The organism is Pseudoflavonifractor sp. An184, from assembly GCF_002160305.1.
Lineage (GTDB): Bacteria > Bacillota > Clostridia > Oscillospirales > Oscillospiraceae > Lawsonibacter > Lawsonibacter pullicola.
The window spans coordinates 1-22,322 of the sequence record NZ_NFKI01000011.1 but is presented as its reverse complement, the minus strand read 5'-3'; the positions used below and the strand labels follow the sequence as shown (position 1 = coordinate 22,322).

The following is a 22,322-nucleotide window of genomic DNA, read 5'->3' as shown; positions in this document are numbered from 1 at the left end:
GTTGAGACCCAATGGCCAAGTATGAAAAACAGTTTCGCGGCGACTTTGATAAGACCCTGCGCTATCTCCATGACGGAATTTTGAGCGCCAGCTCCTCGGCCAGCTTTGAGGATGAGAGCTATATCATGTTTTCCGGGGTGCGCTGCTGTGTCCGGGTGTACGAGCGGTACAGCTGGACGGGGGGCAACCGGGTATCCATGACGGTGACCCTGGTGGGGGACGGGGAGGAGTTGTGCCTGTCTGCCATTACCGCCGGAGGGAGCCAGGCCATGCTGTTCAAAATGAACACCATGGGGGAGGAGGCCTTTCTGGATACCCTGCGTGAGCTGGCGGAGCGGCTGTGATTTTTCTGTATTTTAACGTACCATCAGACAGGAAGTGAATCCATGGCAATCGATTTTTCCAACACAGACTTTGAGCCGGAGGCGCTGGACGAGCCCCTGGTGACCACCTCCCTCACCCGGGAGGACGAGGGGGAGTACTCCCTCCGGCCCAAGACCCTGCGGGAGTACATCGGCCAGGAGAAGGCCAAGGGTAACCTGGAGGTGTTCATCCAGGCGGCCAAGATGCGCCGCGAGCCTCTGGACCACGTACTCCTCCACGGTCCCCCGGGGCTGGGCAAGACCACCCTCAGCGGCATCATCGCCAACGAGATGGGGGTGAACATCCGCATCACCTCCGGACCGGCCATCGAGAAGGCGGGGGACCTGGCCGCCCTGCTCACCAACCTGAACGAGAACGACATCCTCTTTGTGGACGAGATCCACCGCCTGAACCGGTCGGTGGAGGAGGTCCTGTACCCGGCCATGGAGGACTACGCCATCGACATCATCATCGGCAAGGGGCCGTCCGCCAACTCCATCCGCCTGGACCTGCCCAAGTTCACCCTCATCGGGGCCACCACCCGGGCGGGCCAGCTGTCCGCCCCCCTCCGGGACCGGTTCGGGGTGACGTTAAGGCTGGAGCTTTACACCCCGGAGGAGCTCTCCCTCATCGTCACACGGTCCGCCGGCATCCTGGAGGTGCCCATCGAGCCCGACGGGGCCATGGAGATCGCCAAGCGCTCCCGGGGAACTCCACGAATTGCCAACCGGATGCTCCGGCGGGTGCGGGACTTCGCCCAGGTGAAGGCCGGAGGGGTTATAACCAAAAAGGTGGCCGACGAGGCCCTCACCGCCCTGGAGATCGACCACCTGGGGCTGGACGCCATCGACCACCGGATGCTCCGGAGCATCATCGAGAACTACCGGGGCGGGCCGGTGGGGCTGGAGACCCTGGCCGCCACCATCAACGAGGAGGCGGTCACCCTGGAGGATGTGTACGAGCCCTACCTGATGCAGCTGGGGTTCCTCACCCGCACCCCACGGGGCCGGTGCGTCACCCCCAAGGCCTATCAGCACCTGGGCCTGCCCGTACCCGGGGGAGAGATCTCTGGAGGGCTGGATCAGTTGAGCTTCTAAAGCAGGGAGGGGAAGCGCATGGCCTTTTGGCTTTTTTTCACCGCCATGGACCTGCTGATCCCGGCCATCATGGTGGGCTTTGGGAGACGGTTTCTCAAGCATCCCCCCAAAACGATCAACGCGCTCTACGGCTACCGCACCGCCCGGTCCATGAAAAATCAGGAGACCTGGAACTTTGCCCACGAGACCTGTGGACGGTTGTGGGTGCGCCTGGGAAAGCTGTCTTTTCTCCCCGCCCTGCTGGCGGCCGTGCTGACCTTCGGGCGCGGCATTGAGACCGTCAGCGTGGTCAGCGTTGTGGTGGTGACCATTCAGACGCTTGCCCTGATCGGCAGCATCTTCCCGGTGGAGCGGGCCCTGAAACGGAACTTTGATGATTCTGGAAGAAAGAGATCATGACAGAGCGGGAAGCGGTTTAAAACCGCCGGCATCCGCAGCGCAGCCGGCAACGAACCGGGGCCGTTGGCTCGGCAAACTCAGGCGCGGTGGTTGAATGGAAAAACCTGAAATTTTTACATACGCAGGGCCCCAGTGGGCCCGGATTGAATTGCGGAGAGTCACTCAGATTTTGCGCGCCGGAAATATTGCAGCATCTATCAAGAGAGCGCCCCCGTAAACGGGGTCCGGGGAAAGCGGTCCTATGGACTTAGGCGGAGCACAGCGGAGCCGTAGTCCATCGGCCGCGTCCCCGGCGGCGTTTTGGTTACTTTGCCGCCGCGGGCAAAGTAACCCGCCGTCCGCAGACGGCGGAATCCCCCCGCGGCATAGTTTCATACATTTCATACACTGAGCAAACCACCGAAAAACGGTTATTTGAAATCAAAAAAATCAAACAAGTAATGAGGTGCATTTCCATGGGTAAACTATTTGGAACCGACGGCATTCGCGGCGTAGTCAACGCCGGACTGGACGCAGACCTGGCCTACAAGGTGGGCCTGGCCGCGGCCCAGGTCCTGGCCAAGGGCAAGAAGCCGGGAGAAAAACCCCTGGTGACCATCGGCAAGGACACCCGCATCTCCGGCGACCTGCTGAAGGGCTCCCTGATTGCGGGCCTGTGCACCGCCGGAGCGGACGTGCTGGACCTGGGCACCCTGCCCACCCCCGGCGTGGCCTGGGTGACGGTGGACGAGAAGGCGGACGCCGGCATCGTCATCTCCGCCAGCCACAACCCCTTTGAGCACAACGGCATTAAAATCTTCAACGGCCAGGGCTACAAGCTCTCCGACGAGCTGGAGGAGAAGATCGAGGACGTGGTCCTCTTCGGCCACAACGACGTGGGCCGGAAGACCGGCGGAGACATCGGCAAGGTGAGCTATGTGGCCGAGAAGGCCGTCCTGGACTACATCGACCACCTGGAGTCCACCATCACCAGCGACCTGGCCGGCCTGCGCATTCTGGTGGACTGCGCCAACGGGGCCTCCTACACCACCGCCGCCCGGCTGTTCGACCGCTTCCCCAAGCTCCAGACCGACGTAATCAACGCCGACCCGGACGGGGTGAACATCAACGACAAGTGCGGCTCCACCCACATTGACAGCCTGGCCGCCATGGTGAAGGCGGGGGGCTATGACATCGGCATCGCCTTCGACGGGGACGCGGACCGCTGTCTGGCGGTGGATGAGCAGGGCAGTCTGATCGACGGCGACCAGATCATGGCCGCCTGCGGCCTGGACCGGAAGGGGAGAGGGGCGCTGCCCGGAGACACCGTGGTGGCCACCGTCATGTCCAACCTGGGGCTCCATGTCTTTGCCAAGGAGCACGGCCTGAAGCTGGAGATCACCGACGTGGGCGACCGGAACGTGCTGGAGCGGATGCTGGAGCAGGGCTACGTCCTGGGCGGCGAGCAGTCGGGACACATGATCTTTACCGACTACGCCACCACCGGCGACGGCCAGCTCACCGCTCTTCAGGTGCTCTCTCTGCTGAAGGAGAGCGGCAAGAAGGCCTCGGAGCTCTTTGGGGCCTGCGCCCGGTACCCCCAGGTGCTCATCAACGTGCCGGTGGCCGACAACGACGTAAAAAAGGCCGTCATGGCCAGCCAGGCCCTTTGGGACGCGGTGAAGGCGGAGGAGGAGCAGCTCGCCGGAAGCGGCCGCATCCTGGTGCGCCCCTCGGGCACCGAGGCCCTCATGCGAGTGATGGTGGAGGCCAAGACCGAGGACGCCGCCCGCCAGACCGCCCAGCGGCTGGCCCAGATGATTCCCAGTCTCGCAAAGGAATAAAACTGGAAAAATCGGGAAAGTATATGGAAATATGAACAAAATATTTCCGGATACCCCTTGACAAAACCAGTCATTTTGTTTATGATGGATAGCAACCGGAATAAAAATGAGCCAATACCGGATTTCCAGTCCTTACCGGACGAGGAAATATGCCTTCTGGCAGGGGCGGGGAACGCCGCCGCTGAGGAGGAGCTGGTCCGCCGCTACGGCCGCCTGGTGCGCGCCTGCGCCCGCCCGCTGTTTCTGGCGGGAGGGGACAGCGAGGACCTGTTTCAGGAGGGCATGCTGGGACTGCTCACCGCCATCCGCAGCTTTGAGGGCGGGAGGGACGCATCCTTCCGCACCTTTGCAGAGATCTGCATCCGAAGCCGGCTGTACAGCGCGGTGCGCGCCGCCCAGGGCAGCAAACATTCCCCTTTAAATCACAGCGTCTCATTCGAACCCCCTCTTTTTGACGGAACCAATGCGTACCTGTTTTCCAGCGAAGAGAGCCCGGAAGATGTCATCATTGGCAGGGAGGAACTGAGAGAGCGTCTGGACGCTCTGAAGGGCCAGTTATCTGAGTTCGAAGCAAGCATCCTGTCCCCCTATTTAAGCGGCCTCTCCTGCGGAGAGATCGCCCGGCGGGTGGGCCGGTCCCCCAAGGCGGTGGACAACGCGGTCCAGCGAATCCGCCGGAAGGTGGCCCGGAACTTTTCTTCCAGCGGATCCAGCGAGAGCTGATCGCAATATTACACCACCCATGCACAACGCCTCTGGGTAACGAGTCAAAGAGAGGGAAACCAAATGTACGAAGACAAGATCCTGGTATGCAAAGAGTGCGGTAACGAGTTCACCTTTACCGCCGGTGAGCAGGAGTTCTACGCCGAGCGCGGCTTCCAGAACGAGCCCCAGCGCTGCAAGGCCTGCCGTGACGCCCGCAAGAATGCCGCCCGCGGCCCCCGTGAGTATTTCACCGCTGTGTGCGCTGCCTGCGGCGGAGAGGCTCGGGTGCCTTTCGAGCCCAAGTCCGACCGTCCCGTCTATTGCAGCGAGTGCTTCGCCAAGATGCGCGAGCAGCAGGGCTGATTGCCAGTTGATCCAAAGGGCGCCCCAAGCGGGCGCCCTTTTTGTCTGCCTTCGCGGCACGATTGGAAAAAGGAAGGGCGCAACCGGCGGTTGCGCAGATTCCAGCCCGGGCTGGTGGCCGCGCAACCGCCCATCTGGTAGCATAAACAGCAGAAAGGAGGGAAGCGGACCATGACCATCGGAGAAACCATCCAACGCCTGCGGACAAAGCGCCGCCTCTCCCAGGAGCAGCTGGCCGAACTGGTGGGGGTATCCCGCCAGGCGGTGAGCAAGTGGGAGCTGAATGCCGCCCTGCCTGACACGGACAAATTGGTCCCCCTGGCCCGGGCGCTGGGGGTGTCCGTTGATGAGCTGCTGGGCAATGTCTCAGAAAACGGGGTGAGCGAGGCTCCCTCTCCGGAGCGGCCCCCCAGACAGCCCGACTGGCTTGCCACCCACTGGTATTGGCTGGGGCTGGTCCTCATGGCTGTTGGGCTCTATCAGCTGATACAGCTGCTCCCTGGAATTTCCTCCATCGCCGCTATTGGGGGCGCGAGAGTTATGTTCGGCTTTTTGTTGATGCTGGGGCTGGCCCCCATGGCTGCGGTGATCGCGGGTCTGCTGATTTTCTTCCTGGGGCGGCGGCACGTGCGGCGGAAATACGGTGGGAAATAATATTTTTTACAATTTCCCATTGAAAAAGCAGGGAGGTTCGGCTATACTACTCTCGTAACCCAAGAAGAATGGAGGAGATTCCCATGACCATTACAAAGGACACCATCATTGGTGATATTCTGACCATCGCCCCCCAGACCGCGCCCCTGTTCATGAACATCGGCATGCACTGCCTGGGCTGCCCCGCCTCCCGGGGTGAGACGGTGGAGCAGGCCTGCATGGTCCACGGCGTGGAAGTGGACGACCTGCTGGCCAAGGTCAACGAGATGATCGCCGCCGGCGAGTAAGACCGAGAACGGGCCGGGGCGGAGAAATCCGCCCCGGCCCTGTTTGCAGAAAACCCTCTGTTAAGACGAATCTGCCCGAGTTTTGGCGGGGGAGCTCGAGGGGCGGCAGCCCGCCCCGAGTGGGATCGAATGCCCTGAATGCCTTGCACGGCAAGACGTTCAGCGAGCGCAGCGAGGACTTTTCCGCCGCTGGGCGGCGGGAAAGTAACGACATTTTTTCAGGCGGTCGGGAAAGTCCCTGGACTTTTTCGACCGCCTGGGCCGGGGCGGAGCAATCCGCCCTGTTTTTTATCTTCCGCCTGGAAAGACGGTGAACAGACCATGAGACATAATCTTGAACTGACCCCCCGCCTGCGCACGGCGGCGGACCTGGTGCCCGCCGGGGCCCGGCTGGCGGACATCGGCACCGACCACGCCTATCTGCCCGCCGCCCTGCTGCTGGAGGGAAAAATTCCATACGCCATCGCCGCCGACCTGCGCCACGGGCCTCTGCTCCGGGCCAAGGAGACAGCGGCGGAGTACGGCTGCCGGGACAGGATGGGCTTCCGCCTGTGCGACGGCCTGAAGGGCATCCGCCCGGAGGAGACCGACGCCATTGTCATCGCCGGCATGGGGGGCGAGACCATCGCCCAGATTTTAGCGGACGCCCCCTGGGTGCGGGAGCGGGACGTGCCCCTGGTGCTCCAGCCCATGAGCTCCCTGCCCGACCTGCGGGGGTGGCTGTTCCAAAACGGCTATCAGATTGAGGAGGAGCGCCTGGCCCGGGAGGAGGACGCCATCTATGTGGTGATGTCCGTCCGGACGGGGGAGATGCCCCCTCTCACCCCGGCGGAGCTGTGGGCGGGGCGGCAGAGCCGGGACGCGCTGCGGGGCCCCTATCTGGAGGGGCTCATCCGCAAGCTGGACCGGGCCATCGCCGGACTGTCCCTGGCCCGGGAGGGCAGGGGAGAGGCCCGGAAGCGGGAGCTGGAGCAGGTGCGGGACGGCCTGCAGGATATGAAAAAGGAGTGGGACGGATGGCAACGGTAAGAGACATTTTTACACAGATGGACCAGTGGGCCCCTTTTGAGACCCAGATGGACTTTGACAACGCCGGTTTCCTGGTGGGCCGGGGGGAGCGGGAGGTCCGGAAGATCCTGGTCTCCCTGGACATCACAGAGCCGGTGGCGGACGAGGCGGCGGACTGGGGAGCCGACCTGATCGTGGCCCACCACCCGGTGATTTTCCACCCGGTGAAGCGCCTCACCGACGAGACTCCCACCGGCCGGACCCTGCTGGCCCTGGCGGAGCGGGGCATCGCCGCCATCTGCGCCCACACCAACCTGGACGCCGCCCAGGGGGGCGTGAACGTGTGCCTGGCCCAGGCCCTGGAGCTCACTGATCTGGAGCAGCTCCACCAGGACGGCGTGGACCGCAGCGGCCAGCCCTACGGCATCGGCCGGGTGGGAAATGCCTCCGCCGGTAGCGGCCTGTCCGCCGGGGAGTACGCCGCCTTTGTGAAGGAGAAGCTCCACGCCGCCGGGGTGCGCTTTGCCGACGGCGGGAAGCCGGTGCGGCGGGTGGCCGTGGGGGGAGGCTCCTGCGGCTCCATGCTGGCCGACGCGGCAGCCGCCGGGTGCGACACCTTCGTCACCGCCGACGTGAAATACGACCAGTTCCTGGAGGCCAGGGCCCTGGGGATCACCCTCATGGACGCGGGGCACTACGCCACGGAAAACGTGGTCTGCCCCAAGATCGTCCAGTATCTGTCCCTGAAGTTCCCGGGCATTCCGGTAAAAATTTCTCAGACCCACCAGGAGGCCTACGGGTGCGTATAACGTATAAGCGCATGTAAAACCCCAGAAAATTAAAATAGAGTTTTCGGCGCTCTACAACCCCCCATCCGCTGACCGCGGATGGGGGGTTGTCGTCAGTCCTCCAGCTCCAGCCGTTTTTTCAGATACCCGTCGGCGCAGTAGATGGCGGCGACTGGGTTGTTGCCGGTGACCCGGTCCTTGGCCACCAGGGTGGTGACCAGGGCCTTGGAGTATTTGTAGAACAGGGAGTCGTGACCCACGCACAGCCCCAGGCACACGTTGAACTGGGTTCCCTCCCGGTTCAGAAGCTCCGCCTGGGCGATGGGGTTGCACATGACCTCGTAGGCGCCGGGGCGCACCCGGAACTGCTGGGGCACCCCCGCCCTGTCCTTGGGGATGGAGCCCGTCTTGCAGATGACGGACACCACCTCAAAGCCGTTTTTCCGGAAAATCCGGTCCACCACGGCGGCCTCCTTGTGGAGCCCGGCGCAGAAGGCCAGCCCCAGCTTGGTGTAGCCCATGCGGCGGGCGAACTCCATCACCTCCCGCAGGCGGGGCCACTGTCCGTACCCGATGGCCTCCACCGCGGCGCTGGCTACGAAAAAGTCGTGGTTTTCCGGTTTGAAATACTCCTCCAGGACCTGCTCAAAGAAGGCCGGGTCGTGCATGGGACAGTTTTTGGGCATCTGGTCCAGCTTCCCGGACCGGCAGGCCTCGATGGCGCACTGGGCGCAGGTGAACATAGAAATCCCTCCTCATCAGAACTGGAATGGAGCCGGGCCGTTACCCCTGGTCCCGGCTGGCCAGATAGGCGGCGGGGCCGCTCTCGTACAAATCTCCCCCGTGGGCGTCCAGGATGACGGTGAGGGGGAAGTCCTCCACCTCCAGCTTCCGCACCGCCTCACAGCCCAGGTCCTCCCAGCAGATCACCTCCAGCTCCTTCACGCTGGCGGCCATCAGGGCCCCCGCGCCGCCAAGGGCGGCTAAGTAAACCCCGCCATTGCGGACCACCGCGTCCTTCACCGCCTGGTTCCGCTTGCCCTTGCCGATCATGACGAGCTGGCCCAGGTCCAGCAGGCGGGGGGAGTAGGCGTCCATCCGGCCGCTGGTGGTGGGGCCGGCGGAGCCGATGACCTCGCCCGGGCGCTCCGGGGTGGGGCCCACATAGTACACGGCGGAGCCCTCCACCGGGAAGGGGAGGGGCTCTCCCGCGTCCAGCCGCTCCATCATCCGCTTGTGGGCGGCGTCCCGGGCGGTGTACACCGTACCCGAGAGCAAAACGGTGTCCCCGGCCTTCAGCGGGGCCAGGTCCTCCCGGGTGACGGGAGTTTTCAGCTTATATTGCATGGTGATTCCTCCTTGTGTTTCTTGGACTGTGGGAGCTTTCGCCGCCTGCGGGCGGCGACCTACTTTGCCCATGGCGGCAAAGTAGGCAAAACGCCACCGGGGACGCATCCGATGGGCTACGGCTCCGCCTAGGCCCATAGGCTGCATCCCTACCCCCTCTGGCCCTTCGGGCCATCTCCCCCTGACAGGGGGAGTCGGCCCCGGACCCCATTACGGGGGACGCGTACTTATTCGGTTTTGCAATATTTCCGGCGCGCAAAATCTGAGTGAAAGTCTGAATTTCCACCGGGCCACTGGGCCCTGACGTTCCTAAAATTGATGCCGATGCGGTTTCGGAGCCGCGCCTGACTTTGCCGAGCAGGTGATGGCTGGTACTGGCACGTAGGGGCGGTCTCCTGGTTGCACCGAGGCGAGTTTTTGCTCCGGTTATTCCGCTCCGCCCTTCTCCAGCGCCCCATCCTGTACCTGCGCCAGGAAGTCCAGAATGACCTCCGCCAGCTCTTGGGGCTGGTAGTAGTACAGGTCGTGGGGCAGGTCGAAGAGCTCATACTGCCGGGATTCAAAGTGCTCCAGATAGCTCAGGGCGTGCTTCCGCCACTCCTCGCCGGGGATGGGCGTGCCCTTCCCGTTGGACAGCAGGAACAGGGCGGGGATGTTGGCCGGGGCGCCGGCCCGGGATATGGTCCGCACATTCTCAGGAAGGGCCCGGCTCTCGTTGACCCAGGTGAGGCAGGCGAAGTTCCGCCGGGCGGCGGGGGCCAGCTTCCGCCGGAGATTGGCAGGATAACGGCTCAACATGGAGGAGGCCATCAGCCGGAAGGTGAGCCTCCGCTTCCACTCCGGCCGGTTGATCTTCTCCAGACGGGCCTGGGAGCCTGTCAGGTCAAAGGTCTGGTAGACCTCTGGGGTGGCCGGGTCCAGGCCCACCAGGGCGGCCACCTCCTCCGGGTACTTCTGAGCCCAGCGCAGGGCCTCCAGAAAGCCCATGCTGTGGGCGCACAGCACCACCGGGGTGGGGACCTTCAGGGCGGACAGCACCGCTCGGTACTCCTCCACGATGGCGTCCACGTCCCGGGGGGCGTCGGTCAGGTCGCTGTACCCATAGCCGAACTTGGAGGGGATCAGAACGGGAAACTTTTTAGCCAGTTCAGTGCCCAGGGCGCCGTACTCCAGCCCCGGGAACAGAGTGCTGAAGCCGGACAGCAGCACCAGGGGAGTGGGGCCATACCCCGTCCGGGTGACCTGGACGGTGCCCTTCTCTAATTTCACATACTCGTCTTGCATGGAGATCCTCCGTGGAAAACTGGGATATTACAGCTCAGCTGTGGCCCGGCGGGTCACGTGGCAGCTCACATTCACCGCCACGGGCAGGCCGGCCACGTGGGTGGGGGCGGTCTCGATGGACAGGCCCAGGCAGGTGGTCTGTCCGCCGAAGCCCTGGGGGCCGATGCCCAGGGCGTTGATTTCGCGTAAAAGCTCCCGCTCCAGATCGGCGTAGAAGGGGTCGGGATTTCTCTGGTCGATGGGCCGGAGCAGGGCGTGCTTGGCCAGATAGGCCACCTTGTCGAAGGAGCCCCCGATGCCGATGCCCAGCACGATGGGGGGGCAGGGGTTGGAGCCGGCCAGCTTCACCGTCTCCACCACAAATTTCTTCACGCCCTCCACGCCGTCGGCGGGCTTGAGCATGCCCAGGCGGCTCATGTTCTCCGACCCGAAGCCCTTGGGGGCCACGGTGACCTTGCACCCGTCCCCGGGCACCAGCCGGACGGTGATGGCGGCGGGGGTGTTGTCTTCGGTGTTCACCCGGCGCAGGGGGTCGCCCACAATGGATTTACGCAGGAAACCCTCGCCGTAGCCCTTCCGGACACCCTGGTGGATGGCCTCCTCGAAATTCCCCTCAATATGCACGTCCTGGCCCAGCTCCACAAAGACGCAGGCCATGCCCGTGTCCTGACAGACGGGCAGGTTTTTCTCCTCCGCCAGCTCCATGTTTTCCCACAGGAGCCCCAGGGTCTCCTTGGCCAGCGGCCAGGGCTCCCCCTGCCGGGTGGCGTCCAGGGCGGCCACGATGTCCTCGGGCAGGTGGGTGTTGGCCTGGATGCACAGCTTGGCCACCGCGTCGGTGAGGGCGGCGGCTTGGATGGTACGCATCATCAATCCCTCTTTCTTCTTGGATTTTCTTTATTGTAGCAAATTTCCCGGGCCAGGGAAAGAGATAATATCGAGATAATAGCTGAAAAAACTCCCCGCCCGGGCGGGGAGTTTTTCAGGATAGGTTTAGAGAATATACATACCCGAGGGTCTGGGTCATCCCGTCGTTGGGAATGGACCCGGAGGACAGAATATCCTGGAAGGAGTAGTAGGGGTAGCGCAGCCAGGAGATCTGATGGCGGTAGAAAAGGCTGGGCTCATAGTAAAGGCTGTTGTGGCGCTCCTGCCAGCCGGTAAAGTCCTCACTCCAGGCCATCCAGCCCCAGCGGTTTTCGCTGTCCGCCGGGAAGGAGAACTGGCACCAGGGGATATAGGCCAGATGTCCCAGATTCTCCAGCTCATAGTCGTACCACTCCAGGGCCCAGTCGGGCAGCTCCTCCGGCGTCTCGCCGCCCCCGAGGTGGACGGTGGGGGCGGCGGTCCAGTCCTGCCCGTCCTGTGTCCAGAGAATGCGGGCGGAGAAATCATAGCTGGGGAAGTAGGAAGTGGGATCGCCGGTGAGCCCCTCCCGGATGTTGTGCTCCGGATTTTACAGCCACCGGAAGGTGAGGTAGTAGCGGGCCTGGTCATCGGGCAGCTGGACCGCCCAGGAGCGAAGGATCACATACTCCACATCGGCCCGGCCTGTCTCGTCCTCTCGGTTGTAAGTGTGTTCTCCGTAGGCGTGGTAGAGGGGCATATCGTAGATGGCCAGGGCGTCCCTGCACCGCTCCAGCTCCGCCTCGTCCAAACTATTGGCTAGGTCGGCGTCCATACCCAGGTCCACCAGATGTGCCCGCACCGAGGAATATTCCTCCGCATGAACGGCGGACAAGGGCTGGGCCTCCAGCGCGGGAGCCCGGCTGGACAGCCACAAGACTGCGATGCTGGACAGCAGGACCACGGCAAACACTCCGGCCAGAAAGACGGTTGGGGCGAAGCGGACGGGAACAGGGGTAATGGCATAGCCCCGGTCGGCCAGGGCTCCGCTCTGCCTGGCGATGCACACCAAAAGGTAGATCTGTAAGGCGATGAAGGCGATGGACCGGCCGTAGTAGAGCCATTCATACTGTTCGAGGATGGACGGGCCGAAGAAGCCGTCGTCCTGGGTGAGGGGGACCAGCTCAGACCACAGGGCGATGGCCAGAGACAGCAGATAGCACACAAGGCCCCGTTTCAGCCAGTCCCTGGGCTCTGCCTCTCCAACCGAGGCAAAGGCCGCCCGGGTGCCCCGCCACAGGGCGAACAGGAGAAGCAGCTGCATCCCCACCAGAGGCCAGGTGAGCCCCCACTGGAGGGCGGGATTTTGGGTGATCCACCCCATCACCGGGGTGGCGGTGAGGATGTCCGTGGCCATGTGGACGGCCAGCAGGACGCCGGACAGGACCCAGCACAGCCGGAACCACCGGTTCTCCCGCCGCAGGGTCCGGTAGCCCAGGTACAGCAGGGCGGCCCCCAGCAGGGGCAGGATATACTGGAGGTAGAAGAACTCAAACCGGAAGGTGGTCAGCCCCATGCCCCACAGGATTTTTGTCATGGCGGCGCGCCAGGGGGTGTAGGACTCCACCTCGCCGGGGGCGGGGGGGAGCTGGGACAGGTCCTCCATCAGAGAGCGGTCAAATTCGTTGGGACTCACAGGACTTCACCTCCCAACTGCTTCTGGAGTTTTCTGCGGATGCGGTACAGCTTTCCCTCCACCGCCCGCTCGGTGAGACCCAGCTCGGCGGCCATCCGGGCGGTGGTCTGGAGGTAGTAGTATTTCCGGTAGACCAGATTCCGGTCCCGGGCGGGCAGGGCATTCAGCGCCCGCTCCAGGGCCTGGATCCGCTCCTTTTGGAGCAGCTGCTCCTCCGGGCCGGGGGCGGGGTCCGGGTGGGCCTCGGGGAGCTCCCCGCTCTCCTGGCGCTGGAGCCGCCGCAGGTGGTCCACGGCGGCGTTGCGGCACAGGGCGGTGAGCCAGGTGGCCGGGCTGGAGCGCTCCGGGTCATATTGGCCCCGGCTCTCCCACAGCTTCAGGCGCACCTGGGCCAGGCAGTCCTCCCGGTCCTGGGGAGCTTCCAGAATGCCGCCGGCGATGTACCGGAGCATGCCGTCGTAGTGGGTCAGCAGCCTCTCCAGGGCCTCCTCGTCCCCCTGCTGGAGCAGGGCCATCCATTGGGCTGGGTCCACGCCGGTCACCTCCTGTGTTCTCGTCTCTGCCATTATATACGATGCCGGGGGAGAAAACCCACGGGGATCTTTCTTTTTTCGGGGAATTTTTTCCGCCCGGGGGGCCGTATGGAGAAACTCCCGCCATTTTTCCGGCCGTGGGGTTGTCAAACCCCGGCGCGAGTGATATAATATTGGCGCTTTTGATCCGAAATTCACAGAAGGGAAGATATTCATGTCCGGACATTCCAAGTGGCACAACATACAAAAGACCAAGGGCGCGGCCGACGCCAAGCGCTCCCAGATTTTCACCAAGATCGCCCGTGAGATGATCGTGGCCGTCAAGACCGGCGGCAGCGGCGATCCCGCCAACAACTCCCGCCTGGCCACCGTCATCGCCAAGGCCAAGGCGGCCAACATGCCCAACGACAACATCAAGCGCACCATCGACAAGGCCCTGGGCGCGGGCAACACCGACAGCTTCGAGAGCGTGGTGTACGAGGGCTACGGCCCCAACGGCGTGGCCATCATCGTGGACGCCCTCACCGACAACCGCAACCGCACCGCGCCGGAGGTCCGCCACCTGCTGGACAAGTACGGCAAGGGCCTGGGCGCCACCGGCTGCGTGTCCTGGTCCTTTGACAAGAAGGGCGTCATCGTCCTGGACGCCGAGGACCTGGACGAGGACACCGTGATGATGGACGCTCTGGAGTGCGGCGCCGACGACATGCAGGCCGACGACGACGTGTTCGAGATCTACACCAGCCCCGACGCCTTCAACGACGTGGTGGCCGGCCTGGAGGGGAAGGGCTATACCTTCCTGGAGGCCTCCGTCCAGATGGTCCCCCAGAACTACGTGAAGCTCACCAGCGAAGAGGACATCAAGAACATGGAGAAGCTCCTGGAGTTCCTGGAGGACAACGACGACGTGCAGAACGTCTACCACAACTGGGAGCAGGACTAATCTACATCCATAGCGAGATATAAGAGGCCGCCGGAGGACCGGCGGCCTCCTCAGCTTCTCAAAAAGCCCTCCTGCAAGGAGTTCCGTCGTCATCTCCGCGCTAAGAGCCGCCGCTGTGCGGCGGTTGCGCTCCGAAACGCGCCTGCGGGCGCAGGCAGACGACGGAATAAAATTTAATTCGGTCATTTCCGAGGACACACCCCAGGGTGGCTTCTCTTGGCCTTCGGCCAATTCACCTTCTGTGCCTCGGAAATGACACTTCTCGCGAAATTTTTGCCGACAATTATCGGGTCCCCAGAAAACCATTTTTATGGTTTTCTGGGAGAGGAGGAGCAGCGGAGGGAACGAGCATTCGGGTTTACACGGATGCGAGTGGTCCACAGCTTGCGACGATGACATCGAGGCCGAAATTTCGTGCAGCCTAACTCGAAAAAGTGGCTCTGCCACTTTTTCGACAGAAGGAGCGTCCCATGAAAGCCAAGACCATTTTTTACTGTACCGAGTGCGGCAACGAGACCCCCAAGTGGCAGGGGAGGTGCCCCGCCTGCGGGGCGTGGAACACCATGGTGGAGCGCCCGGCGGAGAAGGCCCCCAAGAAGGCCCCGTCCGCCAGCCGGGGGAGCGCCCTGGGGGTGGCCCTGAACCGCCCCAAGACTATGGCGGAGGTGGAGACCACCGACGAGCTGCGCTTCCCCACCGGCATGGGGGAGCTGGACCGGGTGCTGGGGGGCGGAGCGGTGCGGGGCTCCCTGGTGCTGGTGGGGGGCGCGCCGGGCATCGGCAAGTCCACCCTCATGCTCCAGATCTGCGACCACCTGTGCCGCACCGCCAAGGTCCTCTATGTCTCCGGGGAGGAGTCGGAGCGGCAGATCAAGCTGCGGGCCGAGCGGCTCCAGGTGCGGGGGAAGGGGCTGTCCCTCCTGTCCGAGACCAATCTGGAGAACGTCGTCGATGCGGTGCACGCCGTCTCTCCCGACGTGCTCATCGTGGACTCCATCCAGACCCTGTACCACGGGGATGTGACCGCCGCCCCCGGGAGCATCAGCCAGGTGAAGGAGTGCACCATGGCCCTGATGCAGCTGGCCAAGGGGGAAGGGCTCACCATCTTCGTCATCGGCCATGTGAATAAAGAGGGCTCCATCGCCGGGCCCAAGGTGCTGGAGCACATGGTGGACTGCGTGCTCTACTTCGAGGGGGAGCGGCACATGGCCTACCGCATCCTCCGGGCGGCCAAGAACCGCTTCGGGGCCACCAACGAGATCGGCGTGTTCGAGATGGAGGACGGCGGCCTGGCCGAGGTGCCCAACCCCTCCGAGGCCATGCTGGCCGGCCGGCCGGAGAACGCCCCGGGCACCTGCGTGGCCTGCGTTATGGAGGGGGTGCGGCCGGTGCTGGCGGAGGTCCAGGCCCTGGTGGTGCCCAGCGCCTTCGGCAACCCCCGGCGGATGAGCAACGGCTTTGACTACAACCGGGCGGTCCTTCTGCTGGCGGTGCTGGAGAAGCGGGGCGGGCTGCTGCTGGGCAACTGCGACGCCTATTTAAACGTCATCGGCGGCCTGTCCCTGGACGAGCCCGCCGCCGACCTGGCGGCCATCCTGGCCATGGCCTCCAGCTTCCGGGACCGCCCCGTCCCCGCCGACCTCACCGCCATCGGGGAGGTGGGCCTCACCGGGGAGCTGCGGTCGGTGAGCGCCCTGGGCCAGCGGCTGTCCGAGGTGCGGCGGCTGGGATTCACCAAGTGCCTGATCCCCAAGCGTACCCAGGGCAAGCTGGCCGTCCCCGAGGGGCTGGAGCTCATCCGGGTGGGCAACATCCGGGAGGCCCTGGCCGCCCTGCTGTGAGGGGGGAACCGCCGGGACAAAGTTGAGGCACCCGTGGGGGTTGCGGGGGCCGGGAGAGGCCGCCCGCACCAGGGTGCACTGGCCCTCCTGCTGGTAGACGCAGGGGGCGCTGCAAAAAATCAAGCTCATCCTGGACCGCCTCCTTCTGCCCTAGCATCTGCGGGCCGGGGCGGGGTTATGCGAAGAGATAAGCCGCCCCGGCCCGATGGGCCGCGGCGGCTTTCCCTCTTGCAATAGCAGGCGTTTCCTGCTATAATCGTCGTGAAAAACAAAAATGCGGCAGTTTCCGAGTGGGCCAACACCCAGAAACCTGCGCAGGTACTTCGACCACCTACACAACGGCCATCCGGCCGCACCGCATGGAATATGATACGACATTCCGGCCTTTTTGTAAAGGGCGGCTTTTGTCGTTGTGTTCCTGTGGTCGTGTTGCATGAAGAAGCTCCGCTTCTCACGCTGTGTAGGCATTGCCCTGCACGGCGTTTTTGTTTTTCACCCAACCCCCGGGGGCGCAAGCCCTCTGGGCGGTTGCGGTGAAGAACGACCATACAAAGGAGCACGAGACATGGACGCGGAGACACAGACACAAGCACAGACATCGGCCCCCCGGCTGAAAACCAACCTGGACACCAACTTCCTGAAGCTGGTCGCCATCCTATGCATGGTGGTGGACCACGTGGGCACCGTCTTTTTCCCCGGATACCCGGCCTTCCGGTGGGTGGGGCGGCTGGCCTTCCCCATCTTCTGCTACTGTCTGACGGTGGGCCTCATGTACACCCACGACATTAGGCGCTATCTGGGGCGGCTGTGGAACTGCATCTTCTCAAATGTTATGGTTGGGAGCGGAGAAAAGCTTTGAATTTCCATGAATTTGGACCGCGCACCGCACCCCATGTCATGCTGATCCATGGGGGCGGGAATGCGTGGTGGAACTATTTGAGACAGGCGCGCGCACTGTCCCCGCGCTACCACGTGATTTTGCCCACGCTGGATGGGCACGGGGAGGAATACCAGATTCCCTATCGCTCCACGGAGCAGACTGCGGACCGGCTGATGGACTACATCCTGCGGGAGTGTGGAGGCCGCCTGTTCGCCTTGGGCGGCGTCTCGCTGGGCGGGCAGATTGTAATGGAGCTTTTGGCCAGGAAATCAGACATTGCCGAAAAAGCCATCATAGATGGGAGCCTGTGCATTCCCCAGCCGGTCCTGGCGCGGTTCTGTATCGCGTCCGTTCGCCTGTTTGGACCGCTTCTGTTCAGCGAAAAAGCCTGCCGCCGTCAGCTGTCCCTTATGGACCGGGTCCTGCCGGAGGAAATGCGCTATCCGGAGGAGATCAAGGCGTACTACCTTCAGGATATGCCAAAGCTGCCCCAGGAGACGCTGTATGCCATGTATCGGACCTATATGATGCGGTATCGGCTGAAAGACAGTGTGAGAGACAGCGGCGCACAGGTCATGTATTGGTACGGGGAGAAGGAGATGAACTGTGTCAAGAAGTCGGCCCGCTTGTTTCAAACGCTGCTCCCATCCTGTGAGCTTTATGAGGCGAAAGGATACGGACATGGATACCTGTCCGTTTACCGGCCGGATGAGTGGCTGAAAATTGCAGTTCCCTTTCTGGAACGAAAGTAAAAATGGTTCCGGCCCGTCAGGACCGGAACCATTTTTTGTTATACGCGCTTCCAAACCGCCCCGCCGGGCACGTCGGTGATCTCGATGCCTTTCTCTTTCAGCTCATCCCGGATGCGGTCGGCCTCGGCGAAGTTCTTGGCCTTCTTGGCCTCGCCCCGGGCCTTCACCAGGGAATCGATCTCGGGGTCGCCCTCGCCGGTGACGGTGTAGCCGGCCTGGGCCTGGGCGGCCTTCACCTTGGCCTGCTCCTCCCGGACGGCCGCCGCCTTTTCCAGCAGGGAGAGGGAGAGCACCTGGTCGTAGCTGTTCAGGATGGCCAGCTTTGTGGCGCCGTTGGTTTTGGTCTTCAACGCGTCGTACAGCAGGGTGACCGCCATGGAGGTGTTCAGGTCGTTGCCCACCTGCTGGAGGAATTTCTCCTTGTACTCGCCCAGCACGGCCTCGTCCACAGCCCCGTCCTTGGGGTCCAGGGCGGCGATGCGGGCCACCAGCTTCTGGTAGGCCTGGGCCGCGTTGTCCAGGTTCTCCCAGGAGAATACCAGTCCCTTGCGGTAGTGGCTCTGGAGGCAGAAGAAGCGGTAGGCCAGGGGGTCGTAGCCCTTCTCCTCCAGCAGGGAGACGGTCAGAAACTCCCCCTTGGACTTGGACATTTTTCCGGAGTTGGTGTTCAGGTGGTGGACATGGAACCACTGCTTGCACCAGGGATGGCCAATAAAACTCTCGCTCTGGGCGATCTCGTTGGTGTGGTGGGGGAAGGCGTTGTCGATGCCGCCGCAGTGCAGGTCCAGGTACTCCCCGTTGTATTTCAGGGAGATGCCGGAGCACTCGATGTGCCAGCCGGGGTAGCCCACCCCCCAGGGGGAGTCCCACTTCAGGGCCTGGTCCTCAAACTTGGACTTGGTGAACCAGAGGACGAAGTCGTTCTTGTTGCGCTTGTTGGTGTCCTCCTCCACGCCCTCGCGCACGCCCACGGCCAGGTCCTCCTCGTCGTGGTCGTTGAAGATATAGTAGCGCTCCAGCTTGGAGGAGTCGAAGTACACGTTGCCCCCCGCCTGATAGGCGTAGCCCTTGTCCAGCAGGCCGGAGATGATCTTGATATACTCGTCGATGCAGCCGGTGGCGGGCTGGACGGTGTCGGGGCGCTTGATGTTCAGCTTGCGGCAGTCCTCAAAGAAGGCGTCGGTGTAGAACTGGGCGATCTCCATGACGGTCTTGTGCTCCCGCTTGGCGCCCTTGAGCATCTTGTCCTCGCCGGTGTCCGCGTCGGAGCTGAGGTGGCCCACGTCGGTGATGTTCATGACCCGGTTCACGTCGTAGCCGGACCAGCGCAGGAATTTCTCCAGCACGTCCTCCATGATGTAGGAGCGCAGGTTGCCGATGTGGGCGAAGTGGTATACTGTGGGGCCGCAGGTGTACATCTCCACCCGGCCGGGGGTGTGGGTGGTGAACTCCTCTTTTTTATGGGTAGCGGAATTGTATAACAACATAATAGAAAACCTCCCGTTTCTTTGGTAGGGGCGGCCTGCGGTCGCCCGTATCCGTGATCTGAGTGTGTCGGCGGAGGACATCTCCACTCTTCACTCTCCACTCTTCACTCTTTCTTTTTTCTCCTCCATAAACTTCTCGTCCAAGAGCTTCTCCAGCAGCTCCACCCGCTGGGACAGGGCCTCCAGCTTTTCCAGGGTGGGGTTTTCCACGCTGGTCTGGTCCACCTCGTCGGCGTAGTGGGTGGTTTTTCCGGCGATGCGCACGATCTGGGCGGGGATGCCCACGGCGGTGGCGTCGGGTGGTACCTCGGACAGGACCACGGCGTTGGAGGCGATGCGGGCGTTGTCCCCAATTTTAAAGGGGCCCAGCACCTTGGCTCCGCAGCTCAGGAGCACATTGTTGCCCACGGTTGGGTGGCGCTTGCCCTGGTCCTTGCCGGTGCCGCCCAGGGTGACCCCGTGGTAGATGAGGCAGTCGTCTCCCACCTCGGCGGTCTCGCCGATGACGATGCCCATGCCGTGGTCGATGACCAGCCGTCGGCCGATCTTGGCCCCGGGGTGGATCTCGATGCCGGTCCAGAACCGGCTCCACTGGGAGACAAACCGGGCCAGAAACTTCCGGTTATGACAGTATAGCCAGTGGGCCAGGCGGTGATACAGGGTGGCGTGGACCCCCTGATAGAGCAGGAAAATCTCCAGCTTGCTCCGGGCCGCCGGGTCCCGGCGCTGATAGGCCTCCAGGGTCTCCATTAGGTTTTTGAACATTGGGTTCCTCCTCACAGACACACCGAGAAGAGAGACCGTGCGTTTTCTGATTTTCCCCGCCCTCCGCCTGGACCGAGGTACAGGCCGGAGAAAAAGAAAAACACCTCTTATTCCCAAAGGGGATAAGAGGCGATGTCATCGCGGTTCCACTCTCATTTCTCGCTTGCCGGACCGGTAACGAGGTCCATTCGGGCGGCATTACCCGCCGCGCTCCCGGACGCACTTCACGTCTCCCCGCCGCAGGCCCCCTTTCAGCCGGTGAAGGGCCCTCTCTGTTCTTTGGAGCAAACGCTACTCTTCCGTTCACAGCGCCTTACGAGACATTATATTACCATCCGCTCCCCGCCGTGTCAAGTTTGGAGAAAAATTTTGGAGGTTTTCCCCGGGGCAACCTGGGGTTGACGGGATTCTACCCCGGTTTCCTTGCCAAAAGAGGGGAGGGGTTGTATGATGAAAGAGAGTTTAAGTGGAATTTTTGCCGCCTGCTCTTTTTACGATTTCCCTCGGGTGAAGGTGTCCCGGAAGGGGGGATGAGGGGGCAGGTTTCGGTCACCTCGTAGGGCGCGAGAAGGTGAATTGCCCCGCAGGGGCAAGAGAAGCTGGCCTGGGCCACGACTCGGCGCGCCGTTTTGCAGGGTTTCGCCCTGCGGGGCGAGTTCCTTTTCCACGTGGAAAAGGAACCAAAAGACGCTAGGGGGTCGGCTCAGGATGGACACTTCGTGTCCATATTCGCCGCCGCCCCTAGAACCCCCATTACGGGGGACGCGTACCTGGGAATATGTCAAAGATTTCCGGCGCGCAAAATCTGAGTGGCTGCTCTAAATTCCCGCCGGGCCACTGGGCCCTGGGTTTGCAAAAATTGAAGCTGGTGCGATTCCACAGCCGCGCCTGGCTTGGCCGAGCAGGCGACAGCTGGTCCGTGATCGGCGGGCCGGTCTGGGACCGGCCCCTACGAAATGGGGGACGGCTTCTGTGTTCGCCGTAGGGGCGGCTATCAGCCGCCCGAGCCTTCCCCCTCCAAGGGGGAAGGTGCCGAGCGTATGCGAGGCGGATGAGGGTGGGGGCCGGAATGGCAGAAGCCCCTCACGCGGGCCGGCCAGTGTCCGGCCCCTGCGACAGAAGAAACGGCTTTCTGTGTCCGCCGTAGGAGTGGGCGGCAAAATCCCCCGATAAAGAAGAAACAAAAACCCCATCCACCAAGGAGGAACTTCCATGACCTTAGGAGAACGCATCGCCCTGGCCCGCAAGAAGGCCGGACTGTCCCAGGAGCAGCTGGGGGACCGGCTGGGTGTCTCCCGCCAGGCGGTGAGCAAGTGGGAGAGCAGCCAGGCAAACCCGGATGTGGCATACGTGGCCGAGCTGTGCCGGATCTGCGGGGTGTCCTGCGACTGGCTGCTGCTGGGGGAGGAGGGGGCCCGGGAGGCGCCCCCCGCCCGGTGCGGGAGCTGCGGGGCCATTGTCACCGGCCTGGACCGGTACTGCCCCCAGTGCGGACACCCCCTCCTAAAGGAGGAGGCGGACACCTACTCCCTGGTGCTGGTGGACCCCCGCAAAAATCTCACCGCCGCCTTTGACGCGCTGGCGTGGCTGTCCAGACGGCCCTGGTGCGCCCCGGAGTTCCCCATCTGCCGCCGCTCCCAGGAGGAGCTGGAGGCGCTGCTGTTCCGCGCCCCCGTCTCTCTCATGTGGGGGCTGTCCGCCCAGCGGGCCTCGGAGGCCCTGGCCGCCTTCCGGACGCCGGGGATGGCGGCGGTCTACCGGGACAGCGACGGCAGCTCGGCGGAGGAGCTGGTGCAGAAGCCCCAGGTGCCGCCCCAGTCCCTCCCCAGCCCGCAGCCCAGCCGGACCCCCATGTCCTTCGGAGCCACGGTGGGGGCGGTGATCGTGGGGGTCATCGCCGCCATTCTGATCCTCTCCTTCCTGTGACGGACAAAAAGCGGCGGGGGCTGGATCTGGCCCTGTGCCTGGGGGCGGCGCTCTTTTACCTGCTGAACGTCCACGTTTTGCGGGGGAGCGTGGGGGGCGCGCCGGGGTGGTTTCTGGCCTGCTACGCCAACGACGTCGTTGCCGGGCTGGCCATCTGCGCCTGGCTGGACCTGCTGCTGAGCCTGGGGCGGCTGCCGCCTGTGGCCTCCTGGAGGGCGGCCGTCCCCTTTCTCCTCCTGTGCGGCCTGGTGTGGGAGGTCCTGGCCCCTCTGTGGAAACCGGAGGCGGTGGGGGACCCCTGGGACCTGCTGGCCTATCAGGCGGGCGGCCTGGTGTGGCTGACGGTCCGCCGCGTCAAAATTTAAGGGAAAAGGGAAAACAGCATCCCTCCGTCCAGACGGAGGGACGCGCAGCTTGTCAAAAAACCTATGTAGAGATGAATCCGCTCAAGTTTTGGCGGGGGAGCTCGAGGGGGCGGCAGCCCGCCTCGAGTGGGATCGAATGCCCTGAATGCCTTGCATGGCAAGGCGTTCAG

The 22,322-nt window shown here is 63.4% G+C and carries 25 protein-coding genes; 16 read left to right on the top strand and 9 right to left on the bottom strand.

Going from position 1 to position 22,322, the window contains the following annotated elements:
• The first annotated feature begins 11 nt into the window (after positions 1–11).
• The 10 genes from B5F19_RS05670 to B5F19_RS05625 all read left to right on the top strand — a co-directional run bounded on the left by B5F19_RS05670 (position 12) and on the right by B5F19_RS05625 (position 7,508).
• Entirely contained in the window at positions 12–344 is a 333-nt protein-coding gene (locus tag B5F19_RS05670; RefSeq protein WP_087288826.1) for a DUF6054 family protein, read from the top strand.
• A 42-nt stretch (positions 345–386) separates the two neighbouring features.
• Positions 387–1,460, top strand: a complete 1,074-nt coding sequence (ruvB, locus tag B5F19_RS05665) for a Holliday junction branch migration DNA helicase RuvB (protein WP_087288824.1) — start codon at positions 387–389, stop codon at positions 1,458–1,460.
• Between the two features lie 18 nt (positions 1,461–1,478).
• Positions 1,479–1,859, top strand: coding sequence for an SdpI family protein (locus B5F19_RS05660; RefSeq protein WP_087288822.1), 381 nt, complete (start codon positions 1,479–1,481; stop codon positions 1,857–1,859).
• 455 nt (positions 1,860–2,314) lie between these two features.
• A complete protein-coding gene (gene glmM / locus B5F19_RS05655) occupies positions 2,315–3,682 on the top strand; it encodes a phosphoglucosamine mutase (RefSeq protein WP_087288820.1) in 1,368 nt (455 codons plus the stop codon).
• A gap of 81 nt (positions 3,683–3,763) precedes the next feature.
• Complete coding sequence (locus B5F19_RS05650; protein ID WP_242972713.1) at positions 3,764–4,405, top strand: sigma-70 family RNA polymerase sigma factor; 642 nt, start codon at positions 3,764–3,766, stop codon at positions 4,403–4,405.
• 63 nt (positions 4,406–4,468) lie between these two features.
• Positions 4,469–4,750, top strand: coding sequence for a zinc-ribbon domain containing protein (locus B5F19_RS05645; protein ID WP_087288818.1), 282 nt, complete (start codon positions 4,469–4,471; stop codon positions 4,748–4,750).
• A gap of 171 nt (positions 4,751–4,921) precedes the next feature.
• Positions 4,922–5,404, top strand: coding sequence for a helix-turn-helix transcriptional regulator (locus B5F19_RS05640; protein WP_087288816.1), 483 nt, complete (start codon positions 4,922–4,924; stop codon positions 5,402–5,404).
• Between the two features lie 83 nt (positions 5,405–5,487).
• Positions 5,488–5,691, top strand: a complete 204-nt coding sequence (locus tag B5F19_RS05635; RefSeq protein WP_087288913.1) for a DUF1858 domain-containing protein — start codon at positions 5,488–5,490, stop codon at positions 5,689–5,691.
• A 321-nt stretch (positions 5,692–6,012) separates the two neighbouring features.
• The gene (locus tag B5F19_RS05630) at positions 6,013–6,720 is read left to right on the top strand and encodes a class I SAM-dependent methyltransferase (RefSeq protein ID WP_087288814.1); all 708 of its coding nucleotides are present in this window, start codon (positions 6,013–6,015) and stop codon (positions 6,718–6,720) included.
• Positions 6,708–7,508: a Nif3-like dinuclear metal center hexameric protein gene (locus tag B5F19_RS05625; RefSeq protein WP_087288812.1), complete on the top strand. Its 801-nt coding sequence runs from the start codon at positions 6,708–6,710 to the stop codon at positions 7,506–7,508. Before B5F19_RS05630 ends, B5F19_RS05625 begins: the two co-directional genes overlap by 13 nt.
• Before the next feature lie 92 nt (positions 7,509–7,600).
• Here B5F19_RS05625 and B5F19_RS05620 read toward each other — a convergent pair whose 3' ends face one another.
• The 7 genes from B5F19_RS05620 to B5F19_RS05590 form a co-directional block, all read right to left on the bottom strand.
• The gene (locus tag B5F19_RS05620) at positions 7,601–8,230 is read right to left on the bottom strand and encodes a DUF1847 domain-containing protein (protein ID WP_087288811.1); all 630 of its coding nucleotides are present in this window, start codon (positions 8,228–8,230) and stop codon (positions 7,601–7,603) included.
• 40 nt (positions 8,231–8,270) lie between these two features.
• Complete coding sequence (locus B5F19_RS05615) at positions 8,271–8,906, bottom strand: Fe-S-containing hydro-lyase (protein ID WP_087288911.1); 636 nt, start codon at positions 8,904–8,906, stop codon at positions 8,271–8,273.
• Positions 8,907–9,260: 354 nt separating this feature from the next.
• Complete coding sequence (locus B5F19_RS05610; protein ID WP_087288809.1) at positions 9,261–10,118, bottom strand: alpha/beta hydrolase; 858 nt, start codon at positions 10,116–10,118, stop codon at positions 9,261–9,263.
• A gap of 27 nt (positions 10,119–10,145) precedes the next feature.
• A complete protein-coding gene (locus B5F19_RS05605) occupies positions 10,146–10,985 on the bottom strand; it encodes a fumarate hydratase (RefSeq protein WP_087288807.1) in 840 nt (279 codons plus the stop codon).
• A gap of 115 nt (positions 10,986–11,100) precedes the next feature.
• Entirely contained in the window at positions 11,101–11,301 is a 201-nt protein-coding gene (locus tag B5F19_RS05600) for a hypothetical protein (RefSeq protein WP_087288805.1), read from the bottom strand.
• A gap of 273 nt (positions 11,302–11,574) precedes the next feature.
• Complete coding sequence (locus B5F19_RS05595; protein ID WP_087288803.1) at positions 11,575–12,660, bottom strand: hypothetical protein; 1,086 nt, start codon at positions 12,658–12,660, stop codon at positions 11,575–11,577.
• Complete coding sequence (locus B5F19_RS05590; protein ID WP_162612530.1) at positions 12,657–13,193, bottom strand: sigma-70 family RNA polymerase sigma factor; 537 nt, start codon at positions 13,191–13,193, stop codon at positions 12,657–12,659. The genes B5F19_RS05595 and B5F19_RS05590 overlap by 4 nt, the downstream gene beginning before the upstream one ends.
• Before the next feature lie 214 nt (positions 13,194–13,407).
• On the opposite strand from B5F19_RS05590, the gene B5F19_RS05585 reads away from it, so the two are divergent.
• From B5F19_RS05585 to B5F19_RS05570, 4 genes are all read left to right on the top strand, one after another.
• Entirely contained in the window at positions 13,408–14,136 is a 729-nt protein-coding gene (locus B5F19_RS05585; protein ID WP_087288800.1) for a YebC/PmpR family DNA-binding transcriptional regulator, read from the top strand.
• A gap of 470 nt (positions 14,137–14,606) precedes the next feature.
• Complete coding sequence (gene radA / locus B5F19_RS05580) at positions 14,607–15,977, top strand: DNA repair protein RadA (RefSeq protein ID WP_087288798.1); 1,371 nt, start codon at positions 14,607–14,609, stop codon at positions 15,975–15,977.
• 565 nt (positions 15,978–16,542) lie between these two features.
• The gene (locus B5F19_RS05575) at positions 16,543–16,836 is read left to right on the top strand and encodes a TraX family protein (RefSeq protein ID WP_087288796.1); all 294 of its coding nucleotides are present in this window, start codon (positions 16,543–16,545) and stop codon (positions 16,834–16,836) included.
• A 38-nt stretch (positions 16,837–16,874) separates the two neighbouring features.
• Positions 16,875–17,609 (top strand): alpha/beta hydrolase, encoded by a 735-nt coding sequence (locus tag B5F19_RS05570; protein ID WP_343219418.1) that lies wholly within the window; start codon positions 16,875–16,877, stop codon positions 17,607–17,609.
• Positions 17,610–17,647: 38 nt separating this feature from the next.
• On the opposite strand, the gene cysS is transcribed toward B5F19_RS05570, so the two are convergent.
• Both cysS and cysE read right to left on the bottom strand, forming a co-directional pair.
• Positions 17,648–19,096, bottom strand: a complete 1,449-nt coding sequence (cysS, locus tag B5F19_RS05565; RefSeq protein WP_087288792.1) for a cysteine--tRNA ligase — start codon at positions 19,094–19,096, stop codon at positions 17,648–17,650.
• A gap of 90 nt (positions 19,097–19,186) precedes the next feature.
• Positions 19,187–19,861 carry a serine O-acetyltransferase gene (cysE, locus tag B5F19_RS05560; RefSeq protein ID WP_087288790.1) on the bottom strand — a complete coding sequence of 225 codons (675 nt, stop codon included), beginning with the start codon at positions 19,859–19,861 and terminating at the stop codon, positions 19,187–19,189.
• Between the two features lie 1,212 nt (positions 19,862–21,073).
• Here cysE and B5F19_RS05550 point away from each other — a divergent pair.
• Together B5F19_RS05550 and B5F19_RS05545 are read left to right on the top strand one after the other, a co-directional pair.
• Positions 21,074–21,787: a helix-turn-helix domain-containing protein gene (locus B5F19_RS05550; RefSeq protein ID WP_087288786.1), complete on the top strand. Its 714-nt coding sequence runs from the start codon at positions 21,074–21,076 to the stop codon at positions 21,785–21,787.
• Positions 21,784–22,152 carry a hypothetical protein gene (locus tag B5F19_RS05545; RefSeq protein WP_087288784.1) on the top strand — a complete coding sequence of 123 codons (369 nt, stop codon included), beginning with the start codon at positions 21,784–21,786 and terminating at the stop codon, positions 22,150–22,152. The genes B5F19_RS05550 and B5F19_RS05545 overlap by 4 nt, the downstream gene beginning before the upstream one ends.
• Positions 22,153–22,322 lie beyond the last annotated feature (170 nt).